The sequence below is a fragment of the Lujinxingia sediminis genome (assembly GCF_004005565.1).
GTDB lineage: Bacteria > Myxococcota_A > Bradymonadia > Bradymonadales > Bradymonadaceae > Lujinxingia > Lujinxingia sediminis.
The window spans coordinates 254,015-278,479 of the sequence record NZ_SADD01000001.1 but is presented as its reverse complement, the minus strand read 5'-3'; the positions used below and the strand labels follow the sequence as shown (position 1 = coordinate 278,479).

Sequence of the window (24,465 nt, the reverse complement as noted above, 5' to 3'; positions counted from 1 at the left end):
CTCACCTCGATCATCGATTCGTGTTCTGACACGTCGGCCGGCCCCCCGGGCCGGCCGTTTCCAAAAATTCAGCGTGTTGCGTGCCGCTTAACTTACGCGATCGTGACGTCGTCGCAAAGGTAGACATCCTGGACCGCGTTCAACAGCGCGATACCCTCGTTGCGAGGGCGCTGGAAGGCTTTGCGCCCCAGGATAAGCCCGGTGCCGCCGGCGCGTTTGTTGATGACCGCAGTGCGCACAGCGTCCGCCAGGTCATTGTCGCCGGAAGCCCCGCCGGAGTTAATCAGGCCGGCACGGCCCATGTAACAGTTGGCGACCTGGTAGCGGGTCAGATCGATGGGGTGCTCGCTGCTGAGCTCATCGTAGACCTTCTGGTGCGTGCGGCCGAACTTCGAACCGTCTTCGTGTTTGACGGCCTTAAAGCCCCCGTTGGTCTCGGGCATCTTCTGCTTGATGATGTCAGCGTGCAGCGTCACCCCCAGATGGTTGGCCTGTCCGGTAAGGTCGGCGGCGGTGTGGTAGTCATTGCCCTCGGTCTTAAAGGCGTTGTTGCGGGTGTAGCACCACAGGATGGTGGCCATGCCCAGCTCATGGGCGCGGGCAAAGGCGCGAGCGACGTCCACGATCTGACGGGTGGACTCCGGCGAGCCGAAATAGATGGTAGCTCCCACGGCGACCGCGCCCATCTCGTAGGCCTGCTCGACCGTACCGAACATGATCTGATCGTAGCTGTTGGGGTAGGAGAGCAGCTCGTTGTGGTTGAGCTTGACCACAAAGGGGATGCGGTGCGCGTAACGCCGCGCCACCATCCCGAGCACGCCAAAGGTCGAGGCCACAGCGTTGCAGCCTCCCTCAATAGCCAGCTCCACAATGTGGGCCGGATCAAAGTAATCGGGGTTGGGCGCAAAGGACGCCCCGGCCGCGTGCTCAATGCCCTGGTCCACAGGCAGGATCGACAGGTAGCCCGTGCCGCCCAGGCGCCCGCCGTCGTAGAGCGCCTGCAGGCTGCGCAGCACCCGCGGGGAGCGGTCGCTGTTCATAAAGACGCGCTCCACAAAATCCGGTCCGGGAAGGCTGAGGCGCTCTCGGGCGATCGTCTTTGACTGATAGCCCAGAAGGTTGTCGGCGTCCGAGCCAAGAAGCTCAACGATGCGGTCGATCGATGCGGTCATCTCTCCTCCAAATGATCCAGTGAATATGAGTACTTCGGCAAAACCCTCGCCGGCGGGAACTTCAAACATCGGGGGTTGAAGACGGTACATACGCAGAAGCGGCGCCACACTCAAAGCCTGAGTTACCGCGCCGCTTCAACGTCTTTCATCGCACAGGGGAGCCCGGGCGAGATTTATTCGACGATCGTCAGCCACTCCATGTGGTCGGTGGCCGAGCCGCGGACCTGATCGAAGTAGGCGTCCTGCAGAGTCCTGGTAACCGGGCCGGGTTTGCCGGTACCGATGGTGCGGTCGTCGAGCTCGCGCACCGGGGTGACCTCGGCGGCGGTGCCCGTCATAAAGATCTCGTCGGCGACGTAGAGGAAGTCGCGGGTGACGCGTTGCTCAATGATCGTGTAGCCGCGCTCACGGGCCAGCGTCAGCACCGTGTCGCGGGTGATGCCGCCCAGGATCGAGCTTCCCAGGGGGGTGGAGTAGATCACGCCGTCGCGTACCACGAAGATGTTCTCACCGCTGGCCTCGGAGATATAGCCGTTGGTGTCGAGCATGATCGCTTCCTGGTAGCCAGCCTTCATGACTTCGCGCTTGGCCAGGATGCTGTTGACGTACTGGCCGTTGATCTTGCCTTTAACCATCGAGGAGTTGACGTGATGGCGGTTAAAACTGGCAACCTTGGCGCGGATCCCGTTGTTGATGCCATCGTCGCCCAGATAGGCGCCCCAATGCCAGGCAATGACCGTTACGCGGACATCGTTGCTCATGGCGCTCAGGCCCATCTCCCCGTGTCCCAGATAGACCACCGGGCGCAGGTAGCAATCTTTGAAGCCGTTGGCGCGCACCGTCTCCACACACGCCCGCTCCAGCTCTTCGCGGGTGTACGGGCTATCGATCGTGCAGATATGGCAGGTCTCAAGCAGACGGCGAATATGCTCGCCGAGCCGGAAGATCGCCGAGGCACCGTCGGCGCGCTGATAACAGCGGATGCCCTCAAATGCGCCCAGTCCGTAGTGCAGGGTGTGCGTGAGCACATGGATTTTGGCGTCCTCGAAAGGTACGAGTTCACCGTCCATCCAGATTTTATCAGCTGTAATTGCCACGTCTCCTCCTGTGTCCAACGCCCCGATATCGTCGTGTCGGGGCAAAGATGTTCCCACGCTGTCAGAAGACAACAACGGGCATCGGAATTCGCGACAGGGCTATCACACCTGTGAGCCGGAGGAAAAGGAATCAACGCGCAAAGATCTGTGACCAGGCCAGGCTGATGCGCTGGCGAGTGGTGGCGAGCTCGTCGTGGAACTGTGCCACGTTATCGCGGCCCTGGTGCCCCATCTGCCTGGCGAGCGCGGCGAGCTGGGAGCCGCCGCGGGGCACGCGGGTGGAGGCACCGGCGATGGCCTGGCGAAGCTCCAGGCGACGCAGCCAGAGGTAATCGCGGGCGAGCCCCTCAAGATCCAGTCCGGCGCTGAGCTCGGGGGCCCGACTGAGGGCGCTAAGCGCGGCGGTGGTGGAGCGGGCCTGGCGGGCGGTATGCGGCGCGCGAAGTTGGAAGTACTGCGCAAGAAACTCCACATCGATCAGCCCGCCGCGGCTCTGCTTTATATCGATCTCGCCGCGGGGGATCTCGGCGGCATCGATCATGCGCTGGCGCATCGCGTCGATCTGACGGTCGAGATCGTCCGGGAGGGGTCTGTCGTAAGCCAGGCGTTGGCGCTCGTGCTCAAGGCGCTCTCGGAGCTCGGGGGTGCCACCGATGGCGCGGGCTTTCACCAGAGCCTGACGCTCCCAAAAAGCGGCACGCTCCAGATGGTAGGCGCGCCAGGCCTCAAACGAGGTCACCAGCGTGCCCTGGGAGCCGGAGGGGCGCAGGCGGAGGTCGACCTCGTAAAAACCTCCGGCCTCGGTCGCCGCACTCAGTGCGCGCACCATGCGGCGGGCTCGGCGGGTGGCCTCCTGGTGTTCGATCGCACCGGGGCCCTCATCGTCGTAGACGAAGATAAAGTCGAGATCGGAGCCAAAACCCAGCTCCCTACCCCCGAACTTGCCCATGGCGACCACGCAGAGGGCGCGCGGCTGAGCCTCGACGCTGCCGTCATCGGTGGCGAGGATCGCATCGACCTGCCCCAGCACAACCTCGGCCAGCTCGCTGAGCTGTGTGCAGGTCACATCGACCGGCACCACACCGGCGACCTCATGGAGCGCGATGCGCAGGCTCTCTTCCTGGTGAAATCGCCGCACCCGTCCGAGCTTATGGGCCGGATCATCGACCTCTCCCACCCGCGCGGCCAGCGCCCGAGCCATGGAAGCCTGATCGCGCTCAATGGCGGCGGTTGAACTCGCGATCATCTTTACGAAGACGTCGGGTTCCGTGGCGAGCATGCGCGCCAGAGGCGCGCTGGAGCCAAAGAGGTGCATCAGAAGTCGCACCGCGTGCGGGTTTTCCCTGAGCATCCGCCAGGTCCCCGGAGTGTCGCCCACCTCGGTGGTAAATCGCACCAGATACCCCAGGGCCTGCTCTGGATCAGGTGCGGAGCAGATGGCGCTGAGCAGGTAGCGGGCCTGCGCCGGATCGCCCACCGCGCGCCGCGCCGAGAAGGGCCCGTAACGCTTCTGCGAAAGCACCTGAAGTTGGCCGGCGGCCTGGCGTGGACGGACAAACCCCGCCTCACGCAGGGCACGCACGCCGGCGTCTTGCAGAAGCTCATCGGGGTCCATCGCCAGCAGCGCTGCGAGCTCCTCGGCGGAGCTATCAGCGACGGTGGCCTGCTCGGAGCTGCGCGGTGACTGCTCAAAGAGGCGCTCAAAGATCTCGCGAACCGCCTGGCGGCAAACCTCGACGCGTCGCTCCAACGATTCGGCGGACTCCCCCATGCGCCAGGCCAGCAGGGCGAAGCCTGCGGCATCCTCGGGTAACCTGTGACTCTGGCGATCGCCGGCCATCTGCACCCGGTGCTCCAGACGTCGGTAGAGGTCATACGCGTCGGCGAGCGCGCGATGCTCCTCGGCACCGAGCAACCCGGCGTAGAGCAGACGATCGAGGGTCTCCAGGGTGGTGCGCACGCGCAGCGTGGGGCGCGTGCCACAGTGCACAAGCTGGAGAGCCTGCACAAAGAACTCGATCTCGCGGATGCCCCCGCGGCCGATCTTCACGTCCCAGCCGTGCGGTCCTTGCTCCTCATCGTTGGGAGGGACGCGGGTTGGCGCGCGCGGTGTCGGGCTCGATGGTGGCGCGCTCGGCGCGGCACGGCCTAGCTTTGCAAGCAGGCGTTGCTGAAGCGGCGAACTCGCCGCAGCCGGTGTCGCCGAAGACGAGGAAGGAGCGTGGGGTGAGCTCTCTCCTTGAGGCGTGCGTGCCCGCGAGATCGCGCGGGTCGCGCGGGCCTGATCATCGATCATCGCCTTCATTCGCCGCAGCTCATCAATAGCGGTGAAGTCGAGATAGCGCCTGAAGATAAAGGGCTCCAACGCCTGCAGCACCTCGTCGCCAAGCGCGATCGATCCGGCCACGGGACGAGCCTTGAGCATCGCGCCGCGCTCCCATCCCCTGCCCCAGCTCAGGTAATAGTCGATGGTGGCCGAAGCCCCCTGCACAATCGGGCCCTGGGAGCCGTCGGGGCGAAGGCGAAGATCCACGCGAAACACCTGCCCCTGCTCGGTGATGGCGTCCATCGCGCGCACCACCTCCCGGGCCAGCGCCTCGACGTTTGAGCGTGACTCGGAGGTCGCCATGGCCTGGTCGCTGGCCACAAAGATCAGGTCGATATCCGAGCTGTAGTTGAGTTCCCGGCCGCCGAGCTTGCCCATGCCCAGCACGCAAAAATGATCGGTGAGTGCGGGAGCCCCCAGAATGGCCGCCGCCGAACGCAGTGCCGCATCCAGGCAGACGCTGGCCACCTCGGCGACCTCCGAGGTGGTATGACGCACCGAGGCACCTTCGATCTCGCGCAAAAAGATCCGCAGAAGCTGGCGATGTTTAAACCAACGCAGCGCGCGATGCAGCGCCGCAAAACGCTCCTCACGGGTGGCCCCCTCGGCCTGGCGAGCGGCCACCGCGTCGAGGTAGGCGCTCAAATCCTCGGCCATCGCCTGCGGCGGCATCGGCTCATCGCGCCAGCGCCCGGCGGCCAGCCAGCCCAGAAGCTCCGGCTGACGGCCCAGCGCACGCCAGGGGTAGCGCCCGGCCGAGCCCAGGCTCAGGGCCACATCGACCTCGCCGGGCATCGAGAGATCGACCTGCTGATCGAGCAGGCTCTCCACCAGACGCAGAACGTCGGTGAGCAGCTCACCCGGCCAGCTCAACCCATCAATGCGGCGCAAAAGCGCATCGAGATCAAGATGCCCCTGGTCGCCAGCCCGACCGAGCTTCGCGATAAGCTCGGCGTCCAGCGAAGCGCCGGACTCGCGCACCACCTCCCCCAACCTTTCGCAATGCTGCGACGCCACGGCTTAGCTCCTGTGTTGAAATCCCCCCCGGAAGACGCCCCCCCGACGTGCTCCGAACTTAAGCGCCGACCTTGGCCTTCTCCACCTCGCGGTACTCCCGCTCGTACATGGTGCGAGTGTCGCTGACGATGTCGAGGTTCTTGGCGTTCATCTCCAGCGGAGACTTCACCTCAATGGCGTGCATCTGGCGGCCGATCTCGGCGAGCTGATCGCACATCAGCGAGAGCTTCGCCAAATCGCGGGTGGCGCGGTTCTGACCGGCAAAATGCTCGCGATACTCCGCCATCACCTCGTTGGCCGCGGCGCCCAGGGAGCCGGCGATCTGCTCGGTGGTCAGCTCGGCCCTGGCCTCTTTGATCGCGGCGAGCTCCCCGGTGTAGAGCTTCACGTTGTCGGTGATGATGCCCACGTTGCGCTCGTTGGCCTGCGAGCGAAGCCCGCGCTTCTTGAGGCGTTGCATCCCGACGCGCGCCCGCTTGAGCTGCTCGATCATGCGCTCCAGGAGCCCCTCACGGCGGGTAAGACGCGATTTCCCGGCAAAATGATCGCGGTAGAGCGAGAACTGCTCATTGGCCAGCGTCGCCAGCAGATCGGCCTGCTCCTGAGGGGTACCCTGGGTCTGGGCGGCCTCCACCTGGTGAGCCTCATTGCGATACATCCGCAGGTTATCTTCGACGATCTGAAGGTTGGGCTCGATCTCGGCGCGATGCGACTTCACCAGCGCCTTCATCCGCGCGCGCACCTCTTCAAGGTCGGTGATGATCTCCATGAGCAGGCCCATGTCGCGGGTGCGGCGATCTTTTCCGGCGAAGTGGCGGCGGTACTGGCCAAAGACGAGGTTGGCATCGGCGATCACGCGCGCGGCCTCCTCGGAGATCGGGCCGGCTTCTTTGGCCTCCACGATCGCCTGGCGCTCATCGCGGTAAACCTGCTGATTATCGCGGGCCATCTCCAGAAGCGAGACGATCGCCGGATCACGCGAGCCGTTGATCTGGGAGGTGCCCTCCTCGATCACCCCTTCGAGATCGGCGAGCAGCGTGTCGAGCAGCTCCAGATCGCGGGTCGCGCGAGCCTTGCCGGCGAAATGCGCGTCATAGCGCTGGTAGATGGAATCGGCCCGCTCTTTGAGCTCTTTGAAGGTCGTACGACTCATGATACTTCACCCTGGCTAGTCAACCTGCTCCATGCGCCGACGCTTTTAAAGCGATGACGCCGGGCCCCATCGGGCCCTCAACGGCACTTTTTCTAGTGGTAACGCCGGCGCAAGGCAAACCTATTTGAGGTGTGTATGAAGCTCGACCAGATGAAGATCATCGTCACCGGTGCAGCTCAAGGCATGGGCCGAACCTTTGCGCTCGAACTCGTCAAAGCCGGCGCCGACGTGATGGCGGTCGATATCGCCGACGAGCCCCTGGCCGTGCTCAGCGCCGAGGCCACCGATTTGCCCGGACGACTGGCGACCTATGCTGCGGACGTCAGCGATGAAAACGCCGTCAAAGGGGCCGTGGCCGCGACCGTGGAAGCCTTCGGCAAGGTCAACGGTGTGGTCAACAACGCCGGGATCTTCCGCGATCGCCTGCTCGTCAAAAAAGATCGCGAGAGCGGCAAGGTCAAAACAATGAGCCTCAACGACTGGCAGGCGGTGATCGATGTCGACCTGACCGGCCCCTTCCTCTTCACCCGCGAGGTGGCGGCGTGGATGGTGGAGAATGATGAGAAAGGCGGGGTGATCGTTAACATCAGCTCGGTCTCGCGCCACGGCAACCAGGGCCAGTCGAACTACTCGGCAGCCAAAGCCGGTCTGATTGCCGACACCAAGCTGTGGGGTGAGGAGCTTGCGCGCTACGGCATCCGGGTGGGCGCGGTGGCGCCGGGCTTTATCGAGACGCCGATCCTCGAGGGCATGCGTGACGAGATGCTTCAAGCAATGCTCAGTCGCGTGCCCCTTCGCCGGGTGGGCACGCCGGAAGAGATCTTTATGGCGGTGCGCTTCATCATTGAATGCGACTACTTCACCGGGCGCTGCATCGACGTCGATGGCGGGGTTTCCATCTAGGTCGCAGCGTTGCCCATAAAGAAAGAGCGCGGAGGCTTCGAGTGAAGCTCCCGCGCTCTTTTTTTTGCGCGACATCCCGGCAACGCCGGGATGTCGCCTGTTCATGCGACTTAACGGGCCGCAATCGCACCGGGTGCTGGCACAATCAGCGTGGTGCAGTTCATGTTCTGCACCCACTTGACCATCACGCTCGCCAGGCGATCGAGGCGGCCGGCATCCGCCGGATAATGCCCGACAACCACAAGATCGATGTTCGCCGACTCCACAAAGTCACGAAGCCCCGCAACCGGGCTCTGGGAGAGGAGGTGCGCGTCGCAATCCACCCCTTCAAGCAGCGCGTCGTGGCGTTTCATAAAGGATGCCATCGCCTCTTCGGCCCAGTCGACAATCGCGGTGGACTGCAGCGCCTCGGGGAGCTCGGAGTCCAGGATAACCGTGGTGGCCGAGAGGGCGTGTGCGTGCACCAGGTGCATCGGGCTCTTGAGCTTGTTGACCAGGGCCACCCCCACCTCCATCGCCCGGTCGGAACGCTCGCTGAAGTCCGTGCCCAGCGCGATCTCCATGCCGGCCTCAACCCGGTCGCGCTCCGGATGCACGATGATGAGGGGACAGGGCGGCGTATGCGCAAGCTCCATCGCTGTGGAGCCGAAGATAAACTTGTTCCAGGCCCCGCGCCCTGACATCCCGATGACCAGGAAGGCCACATCGCCCTTCTGGCACATCTCACAGGTCGAACGCATCGGCGAGCCCACCTCCAGCATCACGCCGTCGGGAGCTTCGCCGGTGGCCTCCTCAAACCAGTCGCGGATGCGGGCGTCGAGTTTATCGCGAAGTTGGGCCCCGCTGACTTCTTCAAACGCGCTCTTCCAGCTTTTGAGTGAGACATCAAGCACATGGAGCACATGCACCTCAAGCCCGAGCAAGCGGCCTAACTTAAGCGCGTAACGCGCCGCTGGCTGCGCGTTCTCCGAAAGATCCGTCCCGATGACCACTCGCTTGCCCTGCATCCTGCCTCCTCTCGACCGTCAAATCATGGCGCATCATCGCCCCCTGTGCGAGCCCACGCTCGTCAGAGGTCTCACCAAAGCTGGCATCACCAGAGGCCTTATAGTAAACATCGGCCCGTGTGCTCAAAGGAAATTCGAAACTCATGTGACGGACGCCGATGCCCCCCCAGCTCTCCACCCTCCTTGTGCCGAGCACGCTGGTTGTTGCCCTGGGGGTGACGGGCCTGGCCTGCGTGAGCGCGCCGGAGTTTGTGCCCACAGCCCACCGGCCGCGCATGGAGCAGCTGACGCCCTTCGCGCCTCAGCGGCTGCGCCCCCATCCGGCCGCGCTCGCCGGCGATCGAGCCCCGAGCTCTGCGGCTGACGCGCCCGATGCCGGACATGGCCAGGCGCACCTGGCGAGCAGCCCGGCGCAGGCCACCGCCTACCTGTGGTGGCGCGCCTACAGCGCGACCTATAGCCGGGTCGACGGCAGCACGTGCAATTTCGCGCCGAGCTGTTCGCGCTTTGGTCTTGAGGCCCTCTCCCACAGCCCGCTGGGCGTGGTCTGGACCTTCGGCCGTCTGCAGCGCGATCAACGGCCCGACGACTTCTACGCCAGCGGTGCCGACGGCAAACTCATCGATCCGGTTCAGGCGTACACCATCTGGGGCGACGACCCCACCCTTGATCGAACCCCCTACGCGGAGTCCCCTCATCATGGCTGGTACCTCTTTGTACAGGCGCAACGCTCGGGCCTGGCCGACGCTCTTCTCGAGCGTCATCGCGCTGACGATGCTGCTGTGGAGCCCCACGCCGGCGCGCGCTGAAGAGCCGGAAGCTCCGCATGCGGAGCCAACGTCTCGGGAGTCGGCCCCGGCCTCCCCAGAGCCCGTCGCGACGGTTGCTCCTGACTTCGAAACCTACCTGGACTGGCAGGCCAGCACCGAGGTCGAGATCGGCCTGCGCCTTTTTGATGAGGGCGACGACTACCGCGCCATCACCAGCATCAAACGCTACCGCCTGCTCTCGGGCACTCCCGACTCCGACCACCTCGCTGCCCTGCTCATTGGCGAGATTTACCGACGAAACGCCATGTCGGAGCTGGCGATGCAGCACTTCTTCGACGCCAGCCGAAGCGCTCCCAACGCCGAGGCTCGCCTTCAGAGCTACCTGCTCGGCCTGCAGGAGCTCTGCCTAAACCTGGGCGCAATCGCCACCTGTTATGAAACGCTGGTGGGGCTCCAGGCACGTGCGAACGAAGACGCCCCGGGACTCGAAGAGCTGCTGCGCTATCAAACCCTTTTTGTGGAATCGCTGCTGCGCTCGCCAGGCGTCACCGAGGCGCGCGCCGACACCTTCGACGACCCCGCTCTGGCCGGGGCTGCCCGTGAGCTCGTGGCGCGCCACCGGGCCTTCGATAGCCTGAAGCTCAAACAGCCCTGGCTTGCGGCCACGCTCTCGGCCCTGATTCCGGGTGCGGGGCAACTCTACAACGGTCGCCCTGTTGACGCGCTGCTCGCCCTGGGGTTTACCGGCATCTTCGGCGCAGCCAGCGTTTACGCCTATCGGGGGCTGGACAGCATCCCGCTGACGGTGGCCGCCGGCCTTTTAGCGCTGGGCTTTTACAGCGGCAATATCGCCAACGCGCTGGTCGACGCAAAGCGCATCAATGCCACGCGCTACCAGCGCTACTACGACGAGCTTCAGACCGACCTCTGGGCCCGGCAGCGCTTTGAGGTTCGGGAAAGCGCGGTGATCTTCAGCTTCGGCTTTGACTGGCCGGCGCTCACCCCGGAGCCTGCCACGCCACCGAGCGAGCCGCCTATCCCCGATATGCTCTAATCGATGTGTTTTAATCGATATGCAGCAAAAGGTGCGGGGCGCGACTTGCCTTACCTGCCTCCATGTCCAGCTTCTGCCCGAACCTTCACTACGGCGCGCAGCACGCATGCCGACGCAACCATTTACACATCCAAGGAGCATCCATGACCTACCTGGTCACCGGCGCAAATCGAGGTATCGGACTGGAGTTTACCCGCGAGCTGCTCGAGCGCGGCGAATCCGTGGTGGCGACCGCCCGCAACCCCGAGCGCGCCGAGGAGCTACAGGTTCTGCAAGGAGAGCACGCCGATCGGCTCGCCATCTTCAGTCTCGATATCGCCGATGTGGCCAGCATTGAGGCCTTTGTAAAAGAACTCGGCGCACGCGCCATTGATGTTCTGATCAACAACGCTGGCATCCTGGAGCGTTGCGGTGAGCTCGGTGAGATGGACTTCGAGGTCATCGAGCGATCTTTTCGGGTAAACACCATCGGCACTCTGCGACTGACCGAGGCGTTGCTTCCGGCCCTGCGACGCGCCACCGGAGACGCCAAGATCGTCAACCTCAGCTCAAAAATGGGCTCGATTGCCGAGAACTCCAGCGGTGGCTCCTACGCCTATCGCGCCTCCAAAGCCGCGCTCAACATGGTCACACGCTCGCTGGCGCTGGATCTTGCAGATGAAGGTATCATCGTCTTTGTCGTGCACCCCGGCTGGGTGCAAACGCGCATGGGCGGCCCCAACGCGCTCATCGACACCGAAACCAGCGTTACGAGCCTGCTCGATGTCATCGACAACGCCAACGCCTCAACCTCCGGCAGCTTCAAGGAGTGGAATGGGAACACCATCGCCTGGTGAACCCTTGTAAGAATGCGGCGGTGCCGCCCCCTTCTGAGCCCTTCAATTGCGCCTTGAAGGTCCCTCGTGATAGGTCGATGGGGCTTGCGCCGTCCCGCTCTTCCCCCCTAGAGGCTCGCATCTGATGGTCCCTTCCAACGAGTACACCGAAGACGCAATTCAGGCGATGATTCGCGAGGCCGGGCTCCGCTGCACGACCTCGCGCACCACCGTGCTGGCGCGACTGGCCCGGGCCAACGCGCCGCTGAGTCATGCCGATCTCTCCGAGGAGCTGGTGCCCCGGGGGTTTGACCAGGCCACCATCTACCGAAACCTCACCGATCTGACCGAGGTAGGCCTGCTCAATCGCCTGGATCTGGGCGACCATATCTGGCGCTTCGAGTTCCGCGGCGATCATCACCACGATGAGGGAGAGCATCCTCATTTTATGTGTGTAGACTGTGGTGAGATCTCGTGTCTGGCGGAGGTCGAGATCACCATGAACCGACAGGACAAAAGCCCTGCGCTCGTCGCCGAGATCAGCGAGATCTTTTTGAAGGGGCGCTGCGCCAAATGCGGCTGAGCCCCTGTGTAGCGAACACAACCGACCTCGTCGCACTGCGCTTATTTACCCTACCTCGGAGCACCACGATGAAGTGGCACGTCTTCCTGTCTCTGGCGATGGTATCCCTGATTCTCGGCGCGGGCTGCGGCGAGGGCGAAGACCATGATCATCAGGCTCATGAGGAGAGAAGCACCGAAGAGGAAGCCTGCTCCCACGCTCAGGACAGCCCGACAACACTTGCCGCAAGCACGGGAATTGCCGGAGCAAGCGCCGACGTCAGTCAGGGCCACACCCTCTACGAAGTCACGCTCAACGAGACCGAAGTCGGCTCCGGCGAGTACCGCGGCTACCTGATCTTCGAGGCGCCCGGACATGCCGACTATGTGATCTTCACCAGCTCCGCGGTGGAACTCAGCGTACTCACCAGTGCCGATGTTGCGCTGGAGACAAGGGTCTCCGAGGTCGACGGCTGCGTGGAGCTTATGCAAGCGCACCGCGTCTCATTGGACGCGCAACGCTACGTGATCGAACTTGGGTCCGCCGGCGAACCCACGTTGAGCCTCATCATCGAATCCGAAGCGCACGATCACGACCATGACTAACGTGGTCGTCCGGCCCCATATGGCATCCCCCCCCCTTCTGGGCGCGGCCGCGTTAGCGTGGTCGCGCCTGTTGTGCTTCTTGCCCGGCTGCATACCCATCCTCTACGAGTCTCCATGCGCTACCTCCTCTACGCCCTGACGTTGCTCCTGAGCTCCTCGCTCCTTTTCTTCGTGCAACCGATGGTCGCCAAGATGGTCACGCCGGTCCTCGGCGGCTCGCCGGCGGTATGGAACACCTGCATGGTCTTTTTTCAGGCCATGCTGCTGGGGGGCTACGTCTACGCGCACGCCTCAACGCGGTGGCTTGGCACCCGTCGGCAATCTCTGGTGCACCTGGCGGTGATGATTGCCGGCGTGCTCTTTTTGCCGATCGGTTTTGAGCCCCCCACCGATGCGGCCAGCCTGGAGAATCCGGCGCTCTGGTTGCTGGGAGCGCTGTTTTTAGGGGTGGGCTGGCCCTTTTTTGTGATCTCAACGAGCGCGCCGCTCTTGCAGAAGTGGTTCTCTACCACGGACCACCCGGACGCGGCTGACCCGTACCATCTCTATGCCGCGAGTAATGTGGGGAGCTTTTTCGGGCTTGTGGCCTATCCCTTTTTGATCGAGCCGCGCATCGGGGTGCAGGCGCAGACCACGCTGTGGATGATCTGCTACCTGGTGTTGATCGCGGCGGTGGCCGGGTGCGCCGTGGCCTTGTGGCGCAGTGCGGAGCCTGCCGCGGCGGCGAGCGAAGCGAGCCCGCCGGCAGCAGTGCTGCCATTGAGCTGGGGGCGACGCGCACGCTGGGTGCTCTGGGCCTTCATCCCCTCCAGCATGATGCTCGCTGTGACCAGCTTTGTAACCACCGACATCGCGCCGGTGCCCATGTTGTGGATTCCCCCGCTTGCGATTTACCTGCTCTCCTTTGTGCTGGTTTTCGCCCGTGTGGGGTGGTTTCGCTCGCTGGGCGTCTTCACGCTCTTTCCGCTGACCTTGCTCGGGCTCGGGGCGATGCTCTTTGTGCAGCTCGGCAATCCCCTGGAGTGGGTGGCTGGCGCGCACTTTCTGGGCCTGCTGATCATCTCGCTGGTCTTTCACGGCTTGCTTGCCGCTGACCGTCCGGCCACACGTCACCTCACCGAGTTCTTTTGCTGGATGTCGGTCGGCGGAGCGCTGGGCGGGGTCTTTAACGCGCTGCTCGCCCCGCTGATCTTCGATCGTTTGCTCGACTACCCGGCGCTTCTGGTGATGGCAGCGCTGGCCTTCCCCGGGGCGCTCTACGGCCGGCGGCCGGTGCAGATCACGCTGCTGCTCGGAGCGGCGCTCGCAGGCTATCTGGTGGGCCGCGACGTCATGATCTACCTGGGACTGGAGCGCTCCCGCGAAATCGCCACCCTGGGAGCGGTGGCGCTCTCGCTGGGCATCCCGACGGTGATTGCGTTCACCCGGGCGCGCGTCCTCACACCGGTGTTGCTCTCGGTACCGCTGCTTATCTCCACAGTGTATCTGGGCCAGCCCGAAGGCAACGAGCTCCACGCCGAGCGCAGCTTCTTTGCCGCCAATCAAGTGCTGACAACACCCGACGGCGGCTACCACAAGCTCTACAATGGCACGACCCTGCACGGGGTTCAGGCCCAGGATGACGAGTTTCGCCAGGTCCCTCTCTCCTACTATTACCTCACCGGTCCTCTGGGGCAGCTCTTTGAGGTCCTGAGCAAACGCCCCGAGCGCCACCCCTTCGCGGTCGTGGGTTTGGGTACCGGTGCCATCGCCGCCTACACCCACCGCGGCCAGGAGGCCGACTTCTTCGAGATCGATCAGGCCATCGCTCGCATCGCCCGCGACCCTCGGTACTTCAGCTACCTGGAGGACTGCCTGGGGGAGTGCCGCGTGATCTTAGGCGACGGTCGCCTGCAGCTCGCGCAGATGCCCGAGGAGCGCTACGAGCTTATCGTGCTCGACGCGTACAGTTCCACCGCCATTCCTGTGCACCTCCTGACCCGGGAGGCCATTGAGATGTATCTGGATAAGCTGACGCCCGATGGAATTTTGGCATTCCACATCTCCAACCGCCACCTGGACCTTCAACCCCCGCTGACCCGCATCGCCGGGGAGCTGGGGCTTGTGGTTCGCGGTCGCGACCAATGGGTCGACGCCGATGATCCGGTCTACAACCTCTACGTCGACGGCTCGGACTGGCTGATGATGGCCAGGAACGAAGAGGCCTTCGGCGCGCTCATCGACCACCCCTCCTGGCATGAGTACAAACCCGAACCCAATTTGCGCGTCTGGACCGACGACTACGCCAACATCTTCGACGCCTATATCATGGACTTCTAAGGGTAGAGCGCCGCGCGCCTCCCCAGCCGAGCACGGACTTCCATGCGATGACCTTCATAAAAAAACGCCGGCACGGAGCCGGCGTTTTTTTATGCTTTCACCAGGAAGATCCACGCTCAGAAGAGCGGGATATCCACCTCTTCTTTCTTCTCCTCCTCAGGAGGGGGCGCGGCGATATCCACCCAGCCGTCATCAGCCGGAGGCGCGGTCTTTTTCTTCCTGGAGTCGTCCTCGCGAGGTGCGATCGCCCCCAGGTCAACCCAGCCATCGCTGGCTTTAGGCGCGGCCTGCTCTTCCGCGGGCTCCCGAGCCGGGCGACGAGCGCTCTGCGAGCGCGCACCGGAGTCGCGCACCGACGCCCCGCTGCGGCTGCTCGAGGGGCGCTCAGAACCCGAGGATTCTCGCCCCGAAGACGCCTCTTCGCGCTCAGCGACGACCTCCTCTTCCTGCGCCGACGACGTATCTTCGACAAGGGCCAGATCGACCTCTTCTGGACCACCGGGCTCCAGCACCGTGGTCAAGGTCTCAAAGCCGGAGGCCTCCAGGCGGAGTTCCACAGCCCTATCCCCTACCTCAATGCTGATCGGAGTGCGGCCCATCAACTCATCGCCGACAAACACCATCGCGCGGACGCCCTCACTGCGCACACGAATCAGTTGCACAGCGACCTCTTCGCCACCGGAAGCCTCCTCCCCGGCGGTGGCCTCTTCCGTGGTCGGTACGGCAGCTTCTTCGACTGGCGCGTGATTCGCCTCCCCCTGCCCCTCGGCCTGCTGCATCGCAGCCTGCGCTCCAACCTCTTCACCATCCTGGCCCCCGCCCTGTGTCAGCACCCAGGCGGCGCCCCCGCCGGCGAGCAAGAGAATCACGATCGCGGCGATCGGCAGAACCTTGCTTTTGGACGCGGGCTTCGCCGCGTTCTGGAACGTACCCAGATTCGGCATCGCATCGGCGCCAGCCGTTGCCGCAAAGGGCTGCGACTGCGCCGATGGCTCCCCGAAACTTCCCGAAACCGGTTGACTCGCCGCCGCCGAACCTCCGAAGTTGCCGGTGTTCACGTGCTCCCGGGAGGGACGAGGTCTCGGAACGGCCGCCGTCTTTCCAGTCGGGGCCGGCATCGAACCATCGGCAGCAAAGGGAGACTCGGTGATCATCGTCGCAGCTTCATCCACCGGCGCAGCCGTCACCCCGGCTTTTGCGACAAACCCCTCGCCGCCCGGCGCACGTTCAAAGAGCGGTGCCGTCTCCAGCGCGCTTTCCGGAATCTGATCGAGCGCCTTGAGCATCGCATCGGCCGTCGGAAAGCGCGCCTCGTAGCTCTTCTCCACGCAGGTCTTGAGCACCTGACCCAGCGCGGTGTTGAGGATCGCCTCGGGGATCGGCACCGGATCGTCGCTGATCTGCTGATGGATCAGATTCCACTGCCCGGTTCCGGCAAACACGCTCTGACCGGAGAGCATCTCAACGGCAATAAGCCCCAGCCCGTAGAGGTCGGTGGGCGGCCCGACGTGCTTCTCGGCAATCTGCTCCGGTGCCATATAGCGCAGCGTTCCGACCACGATGCCCGCCGAGGTCAATTCCTCGTCATCGTCCGACTCCGAAAACACCTTGGCGATGCCGAAGTCGAGGACCTTGGCAAAGTCGGTCTCCCCGTGCATGTCGACCAGCATGATGTTGGCCGGCTTCAAGTCGCGGTGCACGATCCCGTAGCTATGCGCCTCCGAGAGGCTCTTGAGCACCTGGCGCACCACGTGCTTAACCCGTTTGGGGGAGATCGGTCCCTCGCGGCGCATCAGGTCTTTGAGCGTCTCGCCGCGCAGCGCCTCCATCGTGTAGTAGAGCAACCCTTCCGGATCGTCGCGGAAGTCGTAGATGCGCACCGTGTTGGGGTGGGAGAGGTTACGAATCGCCATGACCTCACGGCGGAACCGCTTGACCATCTCGTCAAATTTCGGACCGCTGGCCACCAGGATCTTCATGGCAACGTCGCGATCCATATTAATCTGGCGGGCTAGATAGACCGCTCCCATGCCTCCTTTTCCAAGGATGTCGCGAATCTCATAGGTGTCGTCGATGACGTCACCAAGCTCGGGCAGGTTCATCATGAGGTTCTTTCCTTAGGGTGCATGCTTTAACCTATGACAGGTAGTGCGGTGTACCATAGACGGCGCGAATGCTCCAAGCATTGCGCGGCCATCGTTGTAAGAGAAGGGCGTAAATGCTACACCCCGGGTTGATCTTCAACATGATCTGCCGACGTCGTTAGAGTGCGACCAACGTCCGGCCTGACCTTTCGATACGTATGGCCACCTGAAGTGATGAATATCTGGAGGAAGATCCGTGGTAGCTAAGATTGCAACAGCCCTGACGGTGATGGCGCTGACGACGGCGACGATGGCCGGATCAGCCCTGGCCCAGGAGCCGGTGACCAAGCAGGAGTTGGCCGACTCAGACTTGAACACGCTCGTTCAGCTGGCCCGCGAAGCCTACGAGGCCGGTGAGTACGACGTGGCGATCGAGCGCCTGCTGCTTGCCAACCGCAAAGAGCCCGATCCGCGCCTTCTTCTCAACGTGGCACGCAGCTACGCGCAGGCCGATGATTGCGCGATGAGCCTTGTGTATTACGCCGCGTTCATCCGCCACCCCGCCGCCCAGGAAGAGCTCATCGCCAGCGCTCAGCAGGCGCTTGATGCAGGGACCGGCGAGTGCTCCGCCTACAACGAGGAGCTCGGCGGTCGGATCATGTTTGAGTCCGAACCGATGTTCGCCCGGGTCTATATCAACGAAGAGTTCGTGGGCACCACCCCGACCGAGCGCGCCGGCATGGCCCCGGGTACCTATCAGGTGCGTGTGGAGCTGGAGGGGTACTCCGACTTCACCCGCGAGATCGAGGTGTCTGCCCAGCAGGACGCCACCGTCGGTGCGCTGCTCGAAGAGCCGTCGGTGGAAACAGAGCCGGTGGCCAGCACGGTGATCGAGGAACCGGGTGAGGCTGACCAGGCCAACGCGCCGGTCAACTATGTGGCCTATGGACTCATGGGTGCAGGGGCTCTGGCGCTGGCCAATGGCCTGGTCTTCGACCTGGTCGTGATCCCCGGTATTGACGAGGAACGCAGCCAGCTTAGTCCCGGCCAGACCGAAGAGTACAACGAGCTGACCCAGCGCCGGCAGAGCCGCGCTAACATCGCCATCGGGAGCTATGTCGCCGGCGGTTTGCTGGTCGTCGGCGGCGGTGCGTGGTTGCTCTACGACTACATGTCGCAGAACAGCGCGAAGAGCACCTCGGACGACGACGCGATTCAGCGTCGCCTGGGGCTGCGCGTGGCACCTGCCATCGGCGCGGAGAGTGCCGGATTTGTGCTCGGCGGGCACTTCTAATCCCTTAGCCGCCCCCGCCCAAGAAGGGGGGCGGCGTTGTTCGAAGCGGTCACGGAGTCGGTCCCGGACACGCCGACTTTGTATGTAGGCAACCTACGGGAGCTGCGGATGCGGGTCGAAGAGGCACCACAGGTCGGCGATACCCTGGCGCAGCGTTATCGTCTGCTCGCAGAGATAGGAAGCGGGGGCTTTGGAATCATCTTCCGGGCCCACGATCTTCAGCAGTCGCGCGAACTCGCTGTGAAGGTTCTGCACGCCGCGGGCAATCAGCTCGACCAGCAGCAGCTTGAGCAGCGTTTTGAGCGCGAGGCGCTCATGGCCAGCTCCCTGCGCCACCCTCACTCCATTCGTCAATACGAATACGGGCGCTGCCCCGAGAGCAACGCACTCTACATTGCCATGGAGCTGCTCAGTGGCGAGACCCTCGCCGAGCGCATCGTGCGTTGCGGGACCTTTGAACCGGCGCTTGTGGCGCGCGTAGCCCGAGGCGTACTCCGCGCGCTGAGCGCTGCGCACGCTCTGGACATCGTGCACCGCGACTTAAAGCCGGCCAACATCATGCTCTGCGACTTCGAGGGGGAGCGTGACTTTGTCAAAGTCCTCGACTTCGGCATCGCCAAGACGATGATCGGAAACCACGATCTGACCTCGGCCGGCATGACCCTGGGTAGCCCCACCTACATGCCGCCGGAGCTCTTGCTGGGCAAGTCACCGGTTCCTGCCAGCGACCTCTATTCACTGGGGCTGACGCTGGCTGAGACTATCCTCGGCGCGCCTCTGGTCCAGGGAGCCACGCCGCTGGAGCGTGCTCGGGTGCAGATCGCCCCCACGCCTCTCCCGGCCCCGGAGGTGCTTGCACGGCATCCGCTCTGGCCCTGGCTCTCACGCGCGCTGGACAAAGACGTCAGCCAGCGCTACGCCAGCTCCGAGATGATGCTCCGCGCGCTCGACCAGGTGATGCCGCCTCCCCGCGAGCCCGCTACGCTTCGCAGCCCGGCCGTCAACGTCGACGCTACCGCCGAAATGGCCGTCAACCAGCCTCTGGAGGCAGGTGCTGCCGGTGAGGACGCCGCCACGATGGTCATGGAGGCGTTGCCCGTCGGGATGCTCGAGCAGCATCGCAAAAACGCTGACTTCGGCATCGACGCCACCCAGGACATGGCCCTGAAGGAGGAGCCCGATACCCACACCGACACGCGCCCGCTTTTCGAGCGCCTGGAAAGTGATGCCGATGACGCCACCGAGATGATGGAGAACCCCCTCGAAACACTGCGCCAGATGAAGGAACGCGGTGAGGGCCCCTTTGCCTCAGGTACGCCCGGCACCAGCGATACCTCCTCCAACCCCACGCCCGCCCCCTCATCGTCAGGCCCCGTAGCGCGGGCTCAACGCCCGACCTATCCCACCGCACCTCCTCAGCCGGCCAGCCGCGGGTTTGGCCCCTCCCTCAATTCCCAACCAGCTCCCGACGGCCAGCAGCTCCCTGCGCCCGGCTTGAGCGCCCCGCTGAGGACCTCCGCCACATCCAAGCCCGCCTGGCTGACGCCCTTGAACCTGGTCGTCGCCCTGCTCTGCGTGATTGCGCTGGCGCTCATCGCGATCTTGCTGCTGCGCTGAAATCTCCGTCGACGAACGACGGCGACGCTTCGATCTTCACCCGCTCGATATAAAAAAGCCCCGCCACACGTAACGTGTGGCGGGGCTTTTTTATAAGGGCGTTCGCGCCTAAAAAACCTCAGCGGTTCTCGCGGCGACGCTCTTCCTTACGGCGGCGGCGCTCCGCTTCGCGCTGCTTGCGGCGCTTGGCGACGCTGGGCTTCTCGTAGAAGCGGCGACGCTTAAGCTCGCGGCTGACGCCTTCACGACCGATCTCACGCTTAAGGCGGTTGATCGCACGGTTGACGTTGTTATCGCGAACTTCAACTTCGAGGGGGCCGAGCTTATCGTCTCGTCGGGCCATGGTTATATCCTCCGGTGAGGTGCCGGGTGCTGCCACGCCGGCAAAAAGGTTGCTACGCGCGTCCAGCTGTCTGCGGGACGTCACGCGGGATGCGTATCAAAGACTCAAACTCAGTTGAGGAGACGCTGTACGATCGCTCCACCAACCTCCGAGCCGCCCAACCCTTCCGGCGAGAACACCAGCCAGAACGTGCGGAAGGCGTCCATGTCGTTGGACTCCAGCGCGGTCATCAGGTCGAACTCAAAGTAGGTGTTGAGCAGACCGGAGGAATCGCGGTGGTAGAGGCGCCAGACCTTTCCGTTGGTCAGAATGCCCCAGTTGGTGCCGGTATTGCGCAGGTGGCGATCCACGTCGAAGGCCGGGCTGTAGGTGCCGTCTTCCGATTCGTACTCATCGAGCGAGGAGCCCCAGCTCAGCGTGCGGACCACGCCCAGAGCGTTGGCGAAGAACTCGCGTTCGCCGCGCATGCCCACCACACGACGGAAGTCGTCGGCCGAGTAGAAGAGCGTGAAGTCAGGGCGCACGTCCTCAGCGTCAACACCCTGGGGGGGAGGCTCGGCCACCGAGGCGCAGTAGCCCAGCGCGCGCAACACGTAGCTCATCCAGTAGTACTGGGTCTCCAGCTCACCGGGGGTCTCGTCGAGCTGCGCCTGGCGCTTCTCGAGGAGTTCCTCGATCTCACGAAGAGACTGCTCGATCGCGCCATTCTCCCACTCCGGGAAGGTCGGCATCTGCTGCAGTCGCTCGTCGACAAAGAAGTTATTGACGTTCTGAAACACTTCGGCCATGAGGCTTTTCTCCATGATGCTCGCGCGGCGCTCTTCACTATCCATCAAAAAGCGACGCCCGGATGCGTGTGTGAAACCACGTCTGTCGTGTGCAATGTATGTTGTCCCGCTGCAAATGATGCGGGTGTTCTGGGTCGACCCTGGTTTTACGCAGATCTGGACCGGGGGCGGAATATAAGTAGGCCCACCTACGGTGTCAAGCGCTGACCACCGGGTGGGCCTGGGGGGCGATGCTTCGGCTCAGAAGCGATCCTGCTGAACCTTAATTGACAGCTTCAAACTCAAAGACGACCTGCTCTTCGCGGTTGGTCGAGTCGTTGGCCAGCACACCAACACGGTAGGTGCCGGCGGCGTCGGGCTCAAACGTGATGCTCTCACCGATGCCGCGAACCAGAAGCGCGCTGCCCGCCGGACGCTCCAGGATGAACCAGCGGGCGTTGTTGAGCAGCGCGGCATCCGCGGCGTCACGAAGCGTCAGCGTGGTCGACTGCCCCACCACCGCCTCGTTGGAGAAGGACGGCTCCACGCTCAGGTCCATCGGCGAGGCGCTGACCACGCGGGCGTTGATCAGCAAGGTCATCGCCTGCTCCTGTCCGGCATGATTGGACTCAATCGCGGCGACCACCGCGTGATTGAAAGGATCTTCACCCTCGAAGATCACCGTTCCGGTATGGACGCCGCCCGGAGGCACCGTGCCCTCAAAACCTTCAAAGCGGAAGAGGTCAAGGTTCGTAGTGGTACCCTGCCCCTGCGCGTTGACGCCGGTGATCACCAGGTCGTCATTGCCGCCGTTGTAGATGGCAATCTCGCGTTCGACCTGCGGACCATCGGAGCGCAGGGCGAGGGTTGTGGGATAGGCCTCACCAACGGCGATCTCGGTGGCGTCGCCCAGGAGCGAGACGTTGGTGATGTTGCCGGAGGCCGCGTCATTGTGGCGGATCTCCAGCGTGCCGACCGAAGATCCTTCGGCGCTGGCGTCAAACTCGACCGTCAGCTCAAGCTCACTGGGCTCCTCGTCCGTCATACGGGCGAGGCGCTGGGTGGTGTAGTCTTCGAGCAGGTTCACCCCGTCGAGCATGATGCGGTAGAACGCGGCCGCCTCGCTGGGAATGATGCGCATCTGGCTCAGAGCAAGCGTGGCACCGCCGTAGTTGCGCACCGTCAGCGTCTGGGAGTTCGAGTCGGCGAAGGAGAGCTGCAAGGGGTCAACCTCGATCAGCGGCGCGTCCCCCACCCCCTGGGTCACCTCGATGGTGATGGCCGAGGAGGAGCCGGTCACCGAGCTACTGGCGAACTCCAGAGTGGTCGAGAACTCAAGCTCCGCCTCCACCGAGGGGGCGTAGGTCAGCGTGAAGGTCTCGGTGCTGTTCGCTGCGATCTCGCGCCCGAAGACCGAAGGCGTGATCTCGAAGACCTGGGAGTTCTGACCGAAGTCGCCCCGCTCAATAAAGAGCGGAGAGCCGGCGCGGTTCTCGATGGTGAACTGCGAGCTCTGCGAGACGCCGGCGGTGGCGTTTGTGAACTGAATCAACCCGGGCTGCACCGCCATCTCACCGCTGCCGCCGGAGGTGAGGAAGTAGATGTTAGCGGCGCCCTCTTCGACGATGCCAGCATTGTTGGAAGCGTTGGTCTCAATGCGAAGCTCGCCGCAGTAGCGGTCCTGAATCTCCACGGGCACATCGGCACCCGGGGTCGGGCAGGTGATGGTGTCGCCGCGACGAAGCAAGAAGTTCAGGTCGTAGCGGTTACCCACCTCAAAAGGCGTGGCTTCGAAACCGGCGTCGCGGCAAATGCCGCTGCGCAGGCAGATACCCCCGGAGCCACAATCGATGTCTTCGCTGCAGGTGCTGCCCTCATTGGCCGCACTGACGTCGCCGATGAAGTAGCCCTCCAGACGATCGGGGCGAGCGACCCATTCGATCTTCGTCACACGAAGCTCACCCTCACTGGAGTTGCGCAGAATGATTGGCGTGGCAATGGTCTGCGTTCTGTCCGAGGGCCCGACCGCGTCGAGCAGGATCTGGGCCTCGCTCAGGTCGATGGTCAACTCGGGCACCGCGTCGGAGCTGAAATCATTGCCCCCACACGCGCCGATAACGAGGCTCATCAGAGCCGTGGCAACTAGCGATTGAATGCGATTCATCTTCACCTTCCGGTTTACATCGTTGGGCCAGCCTGAGCGCCTGCCAGCGGCAAGCGCTCGCAGAGTGCGTTTAACCGCGACAACCTAGCGGCCCGGGCCGGTTCAATGCAAGCCGCTGTGTACCGACCCGCGTGGCAGTCGCCGAAAAGGCTCAGCGCAGGCTGGCGAGTTGGAAGGCCGCGACGTCATCCCAGAGCCTGTCGAAGCGCTCGCGCGTGAACGCCGATCCGGAGATAAACCAGTCGACGTGGGGCGGGGTGTGATGGGCGTCATTGAAATGACCGCAGACATCGAGGTGGTCTGCCACCGTGGCGTGAATCACCTCGCCCCAGACCTGCGCGAGGGAGGGCACCACGCCGTCGCTCTCGCGACGACCGGGCAGCGCGCCGTAGGCTTCCACAAGCACCTGGTGCTGGTCGGGTTTAAGAGGCGGGTAATCCCCGCTACGCGCGGTGATGACCTGCAACGCGCGAAAAAGCACATGCGAGGCGTGGGCGTAGGCATCGGCCCCCAGGCGCAGCGCCGTCTTCGGAGAGAAGCCCGGCGCCCGGGTGACCACCGAGCCGTAGCGCACCGTGGGACGATCGCCGGTCGAGGCGTTGAAGAGATCAATCGCACCGGGAGTGAGTTGACCGACAACGGAGCGATCCACGCGAATATCATCGAGGAAGGCGCTGATCTCGTCGCGTCGCTCAGCGTCAAAGTCCTTAAAAAGCTCATGGTAGAACTGGTCTAGAATCGTGTTATCGAGCCCCACCAGGCGGTCCAGGCGCGTGACGATGCCGGCCAGCTCAATAAGCGCACGCAGGGGCAGACGCCCGAAGCGCAGCGTGTAGATCGTGCCCAATGAGATGGCCCGCAGGATGTTCTCGCCGAAGAAGTTATTGAAAAACGAAGCCATCGGCGTGCCCAGATGCGGGCTTGCCACCGTGGTCACCGAGCGCACCCGCCGGGCCAACGCCTCCACATCGACGTCGTCGTCAACCGGCAGCGAGACCCCCGGGGTGACCAGCAGGCGCGTATCGAGTCCACCGGTGGAGTGTCCAACCAGGTGGATGGGCCCGCAATCCCCGGCGCTCCGAGCGATCGCCTCGGCCAACAACGCCGTTCGCCGCCGGATCGACCCGGTGGGAAGCGTCGGCACGCTGTGGACCTGCAGCGTGTGACCGGCGCGCTCAAATGCGGTCTGCAAGGCCTCGCGCACGTGATGGAAGTACGTGATCCCGCCCAGGTTGGAGAATCCGAAGAAGCCGGCGACCAGATACATGTGATGATGAGCCATTGCGCTGCCTGCCACGTGCTGCGGTGAACGTTGGGCCGGTATTGTGCACGCCTGCGCAGTGAAAGCAATCTTTTGAGAACGCTGGCCTGCGCCGCGCTGCGCCTTAACTTCAGA

19 protein-coding genes are annotated in these 24,465 nt (G+C 63.8%); 9 read left to right on the top strand and 10 right to left on the bottom strand.

Annotation, left to right across the window (positions count from 1 at the left end):
• Positions 1–92: 92 nt before the first annotated feature.
• The 4 genes from EA187_RS01115 to EA187_RS01100 all read right to left on the bottom strand — a co-directional run bounded on the left by EA187_RS01115 (position 93) and on the right by EA187_RS01100 (position 6,765).
• On the bottom strand, positions 93–1,172 hold the full coding sequence (locus EA187_RS01115; RefSeq protein ID WP_127778900.1) for a class I fructose-bisphosphate aldolase: 1,080 nt from the start codon (positions 1,170–1,172) through the stop codon (positions 93–95).
• A gap of 173 nt (positions 1,173–1,345) precedes the next feature.
• Positions 1,346–2,269: a branched-chain amino acid transaminase gene (locus EA187_RS01110; RefSeq protein ID WP_115603333.1), complete on the bottom strand. Its 924-nt coding sequence runs from the start codon at positions 2,267–2,269 to the stop codon at positions 1,346–1,348.
• 130 nt (positions 2,270–2,399) lie between these two features.
• Positions 2,400–5,612, bottom strand: coding sequence for a [protein-PII] uridylyltransferase family protein (locus EA187_RS01105; protein WP_127778899.1), 3,213 nt, complete (start codon positions 5,610–5,612; stop codon positions 2,400–2,402).
• Positions 5,613–5,670: 58 nt separating this feature from the next.
• Entirely contained in the window at positions 5,671–6,765 is a 1,095-nt protein-coding gene (locus EA187_RS01100; protein ID WP_127778898.1) for a coiled-coil domain-containing protein, read from the bottom strand.
• A 135-nt stretch (positions 6,766–6,900) separates the two neighbouring features.
• Between EA187_RS01100 and EA187_RS01095 the strand changes: the two genes are divergently transcribed.
• Positions 6,901–7,668 carry an SDR family oxidoreductase gene (locus EA187_RS01095; protein ID WP_115603336.1) on the top strand — a complete coding sequence of 256 codons (768 nt, stop codon included), beginning with the start codon at positions 6,901–6,903 and terminating at the stop codon, positions 7,666–7,668.
• A 110-nt stretch (positions 7,669–7,778) separates the two neighbouring features.
• Here the strand turns inward: EA187_RS01095 and EA187_RS01090 are convergent, their stop codons facing one another.
• Complete coding sequence (locus EA187_RS01090) at positions 7,779–8,675, bottom strand: universal stress protein (RefSeq protein WP_127778897.1); 897 nt, start codon at positions 8,673–8,675, stop codon at positions 7,779–7,781.
• 158 nt (positions 8,676–8,833) lie between these two features.
• Here EA187_RS01090 and yidD point away from each other — a divergent pair, with 158 nt between their 5' ends.
• The 6 genes from yidD to EA187_RS01060 all read left to right on the top strand — a co-directional run bounded on the left by yidD (position 8,834) and on the right by EA187_RS01060 (position 14,800).
• Positions 8,834–9,484, top strand: coding sequence for a membrane protein insertion efficiency factor YidD (gene yidD, locus EA187_RS01085; protein ID WP_127778896.1), 651 nt, complete (start codon positions 8,834–8,836; stop codon positions 9,482–9,484).
• Positions 9,450–10,499 carry a hypothetical protein gene (locus tag EA187_RS01080; RefSeq protein WP_127778895.1) on the top strand — a complete coding sequence of 350 codons (1,050 nt, stop codon included), beginning with the start codon at positions 9,450–9,452 and terminating at the stop codon, positions 10,497–10,499. The genes yidD and EA187_RS01080 overlap by 35 nt, the downstream gene beginning before the upstream one ends.
• A 143-nt stretch (positions 10,500–10,642) precedes the next feature.
• A complete protein-coding gene (locus EA187_RS01075; RefSeq protein WP_127778894.1) occupies positions 10,643–11,335 on the top strand; it encodes an SDR family oxidoreductase in 693 nt (230 codons plus the stop codon).
• Positions 11,336–11,459: 124 nt separating this feature from the next.
• The gene (locus EA187_RS01070; protein ID WP_115603341.1) at positions 11,460–11,897 is read left to right on the top strand and encodes a Fur family transcriptional regulator; all 438 of its coding nucleotides are present in this window, start codon (positions 11,460–11,462) and stop codon (positions 11,895–11,897) included.
• A 68-nt stretch (positions 11,898–11,965) separates the two neighbouring features.
• On the top strand, positions 11,966–12,481 hold the full coding sequence (locus tag EA187_RS01065; RefSeq protein ID WP_127778893.1) for a hypothetical protein: 516 nt from the start codon (positions 11,966–11,968) through the stop codon (positions 12,479–12,481).
• Positions 12,482–12,595: 114 nt separating this feature from the next.
• Positions 12,596–14,800 (top strand): fused MFS/spermidine synthase, encoded by a 2,205-nt coding sequence (locus EA187_RS01060; protein ID WP_115603343.1) that lies wholly within the window; start codon positions 12,596–12,598, stop codon positions 14,798–14,800.
• A 116-nt stretch (positions 14,801–14,916) separates the two neighbouring features.
• Here EA187_RS01060 and EA187_RS01055 read toward each other — a convergent pair whose 3' ends face one another.
• On the bottom strand, positions 14,917–16,905 hold the full coding sequence (locus EA187_RS01055; RefSeq protein WP_127778892.1) for a serine/threonine protein kinase: 1,989 nt from the start codon (positions 16,903–16,905) through the stop codon (positions 14,917–14,919).
• Positions 16,906–17,140: 235 nt separating this feature from the next.
• On the opposite strand from EA187_RS01055, the gene EA187_RS01050 reads away from it, so the two are divergent.
• Both EA187_RS01050 and EA187_RS01045 read left to right on the top strand, forming a co-directional pair.
• Positions 17,141–18,178 (top strand): PEGA domain-containing protein, encoded by a 1,038-nt coding sequence (locus tag EA187_RS01050; RefSeq protein ID WP_127778891.1) that lies wholly within the window; start codon positions 17,141–17,143, stop codon positions 18,176–18,178.
• Positions 18,179–18,286: 108 nt separating this feature from the next.
• On the top strand, positions 18,287–19,795 hold the full coding sequence (locus tag EA187_RS01045) for a serine/threonine-protein kinase (RefSeq protein ID WP_115603346.1): 1,509 nt from the start codon (positions 18,287–18,289) through the stop codon (positions 19,793–19,795).
• 118 nt (positions 19,796–19,913) lie between these two features.
• On the opposite strand, the gene rpsU is transcribed toward EA187_RS01045, so the two are convergent.
• The 4 genes from rpsU to EA187_RS01025 form a co-directional block, all read right to left on the bottom strand.
• Positions 19,914–20,138, bottom strand: a complete 225-nt coding sequence (gene rpsU / locus EA187_RS01040) for a 30S ribosomal protein S21 (protein WP_115603347.1) — start codon at positions 20,136–20,138, stop codon at positions 19,914–19,916.
• Positions 20,139–20,248: 110 nt separating this feature from the next.
• Positions 20,249–20,926, bottom strand: coding sequence for a hypothetical protein (locus EA187_RS01035; RefSeq protein ID WP_127778890.1), 678 nt, complete (start codon positions 20,924–20,926; stop codon positions 20,249–20,251).
• Positions 20,927–21,188: 262 nt separating this feature from the next.
• Entirely contained in the window at positions 21,189–23,069 is a 1,881-nt protein-coding gene (locus tag EA187_RS01030) for a choice-of-anchor D domain-containing protein (protein WP_127778889.1), read from the bottom strand.
• A 151-nt stretch (positions 23,070–23,220) separates the two neighbouring features.
• On the bottom strand, positions 23,221–24,351 hold the full coding sequence (locus EA187_RS01025; protein ID WP_127778888.1) for an esterase/lipase family protein: 1,131 nt from the start codon (positions 24,349–24,351) through the stop codon (positions 23,221–23,223).
• Positions 24,352–24,465 lie beyond the last annotated feature (114 nt).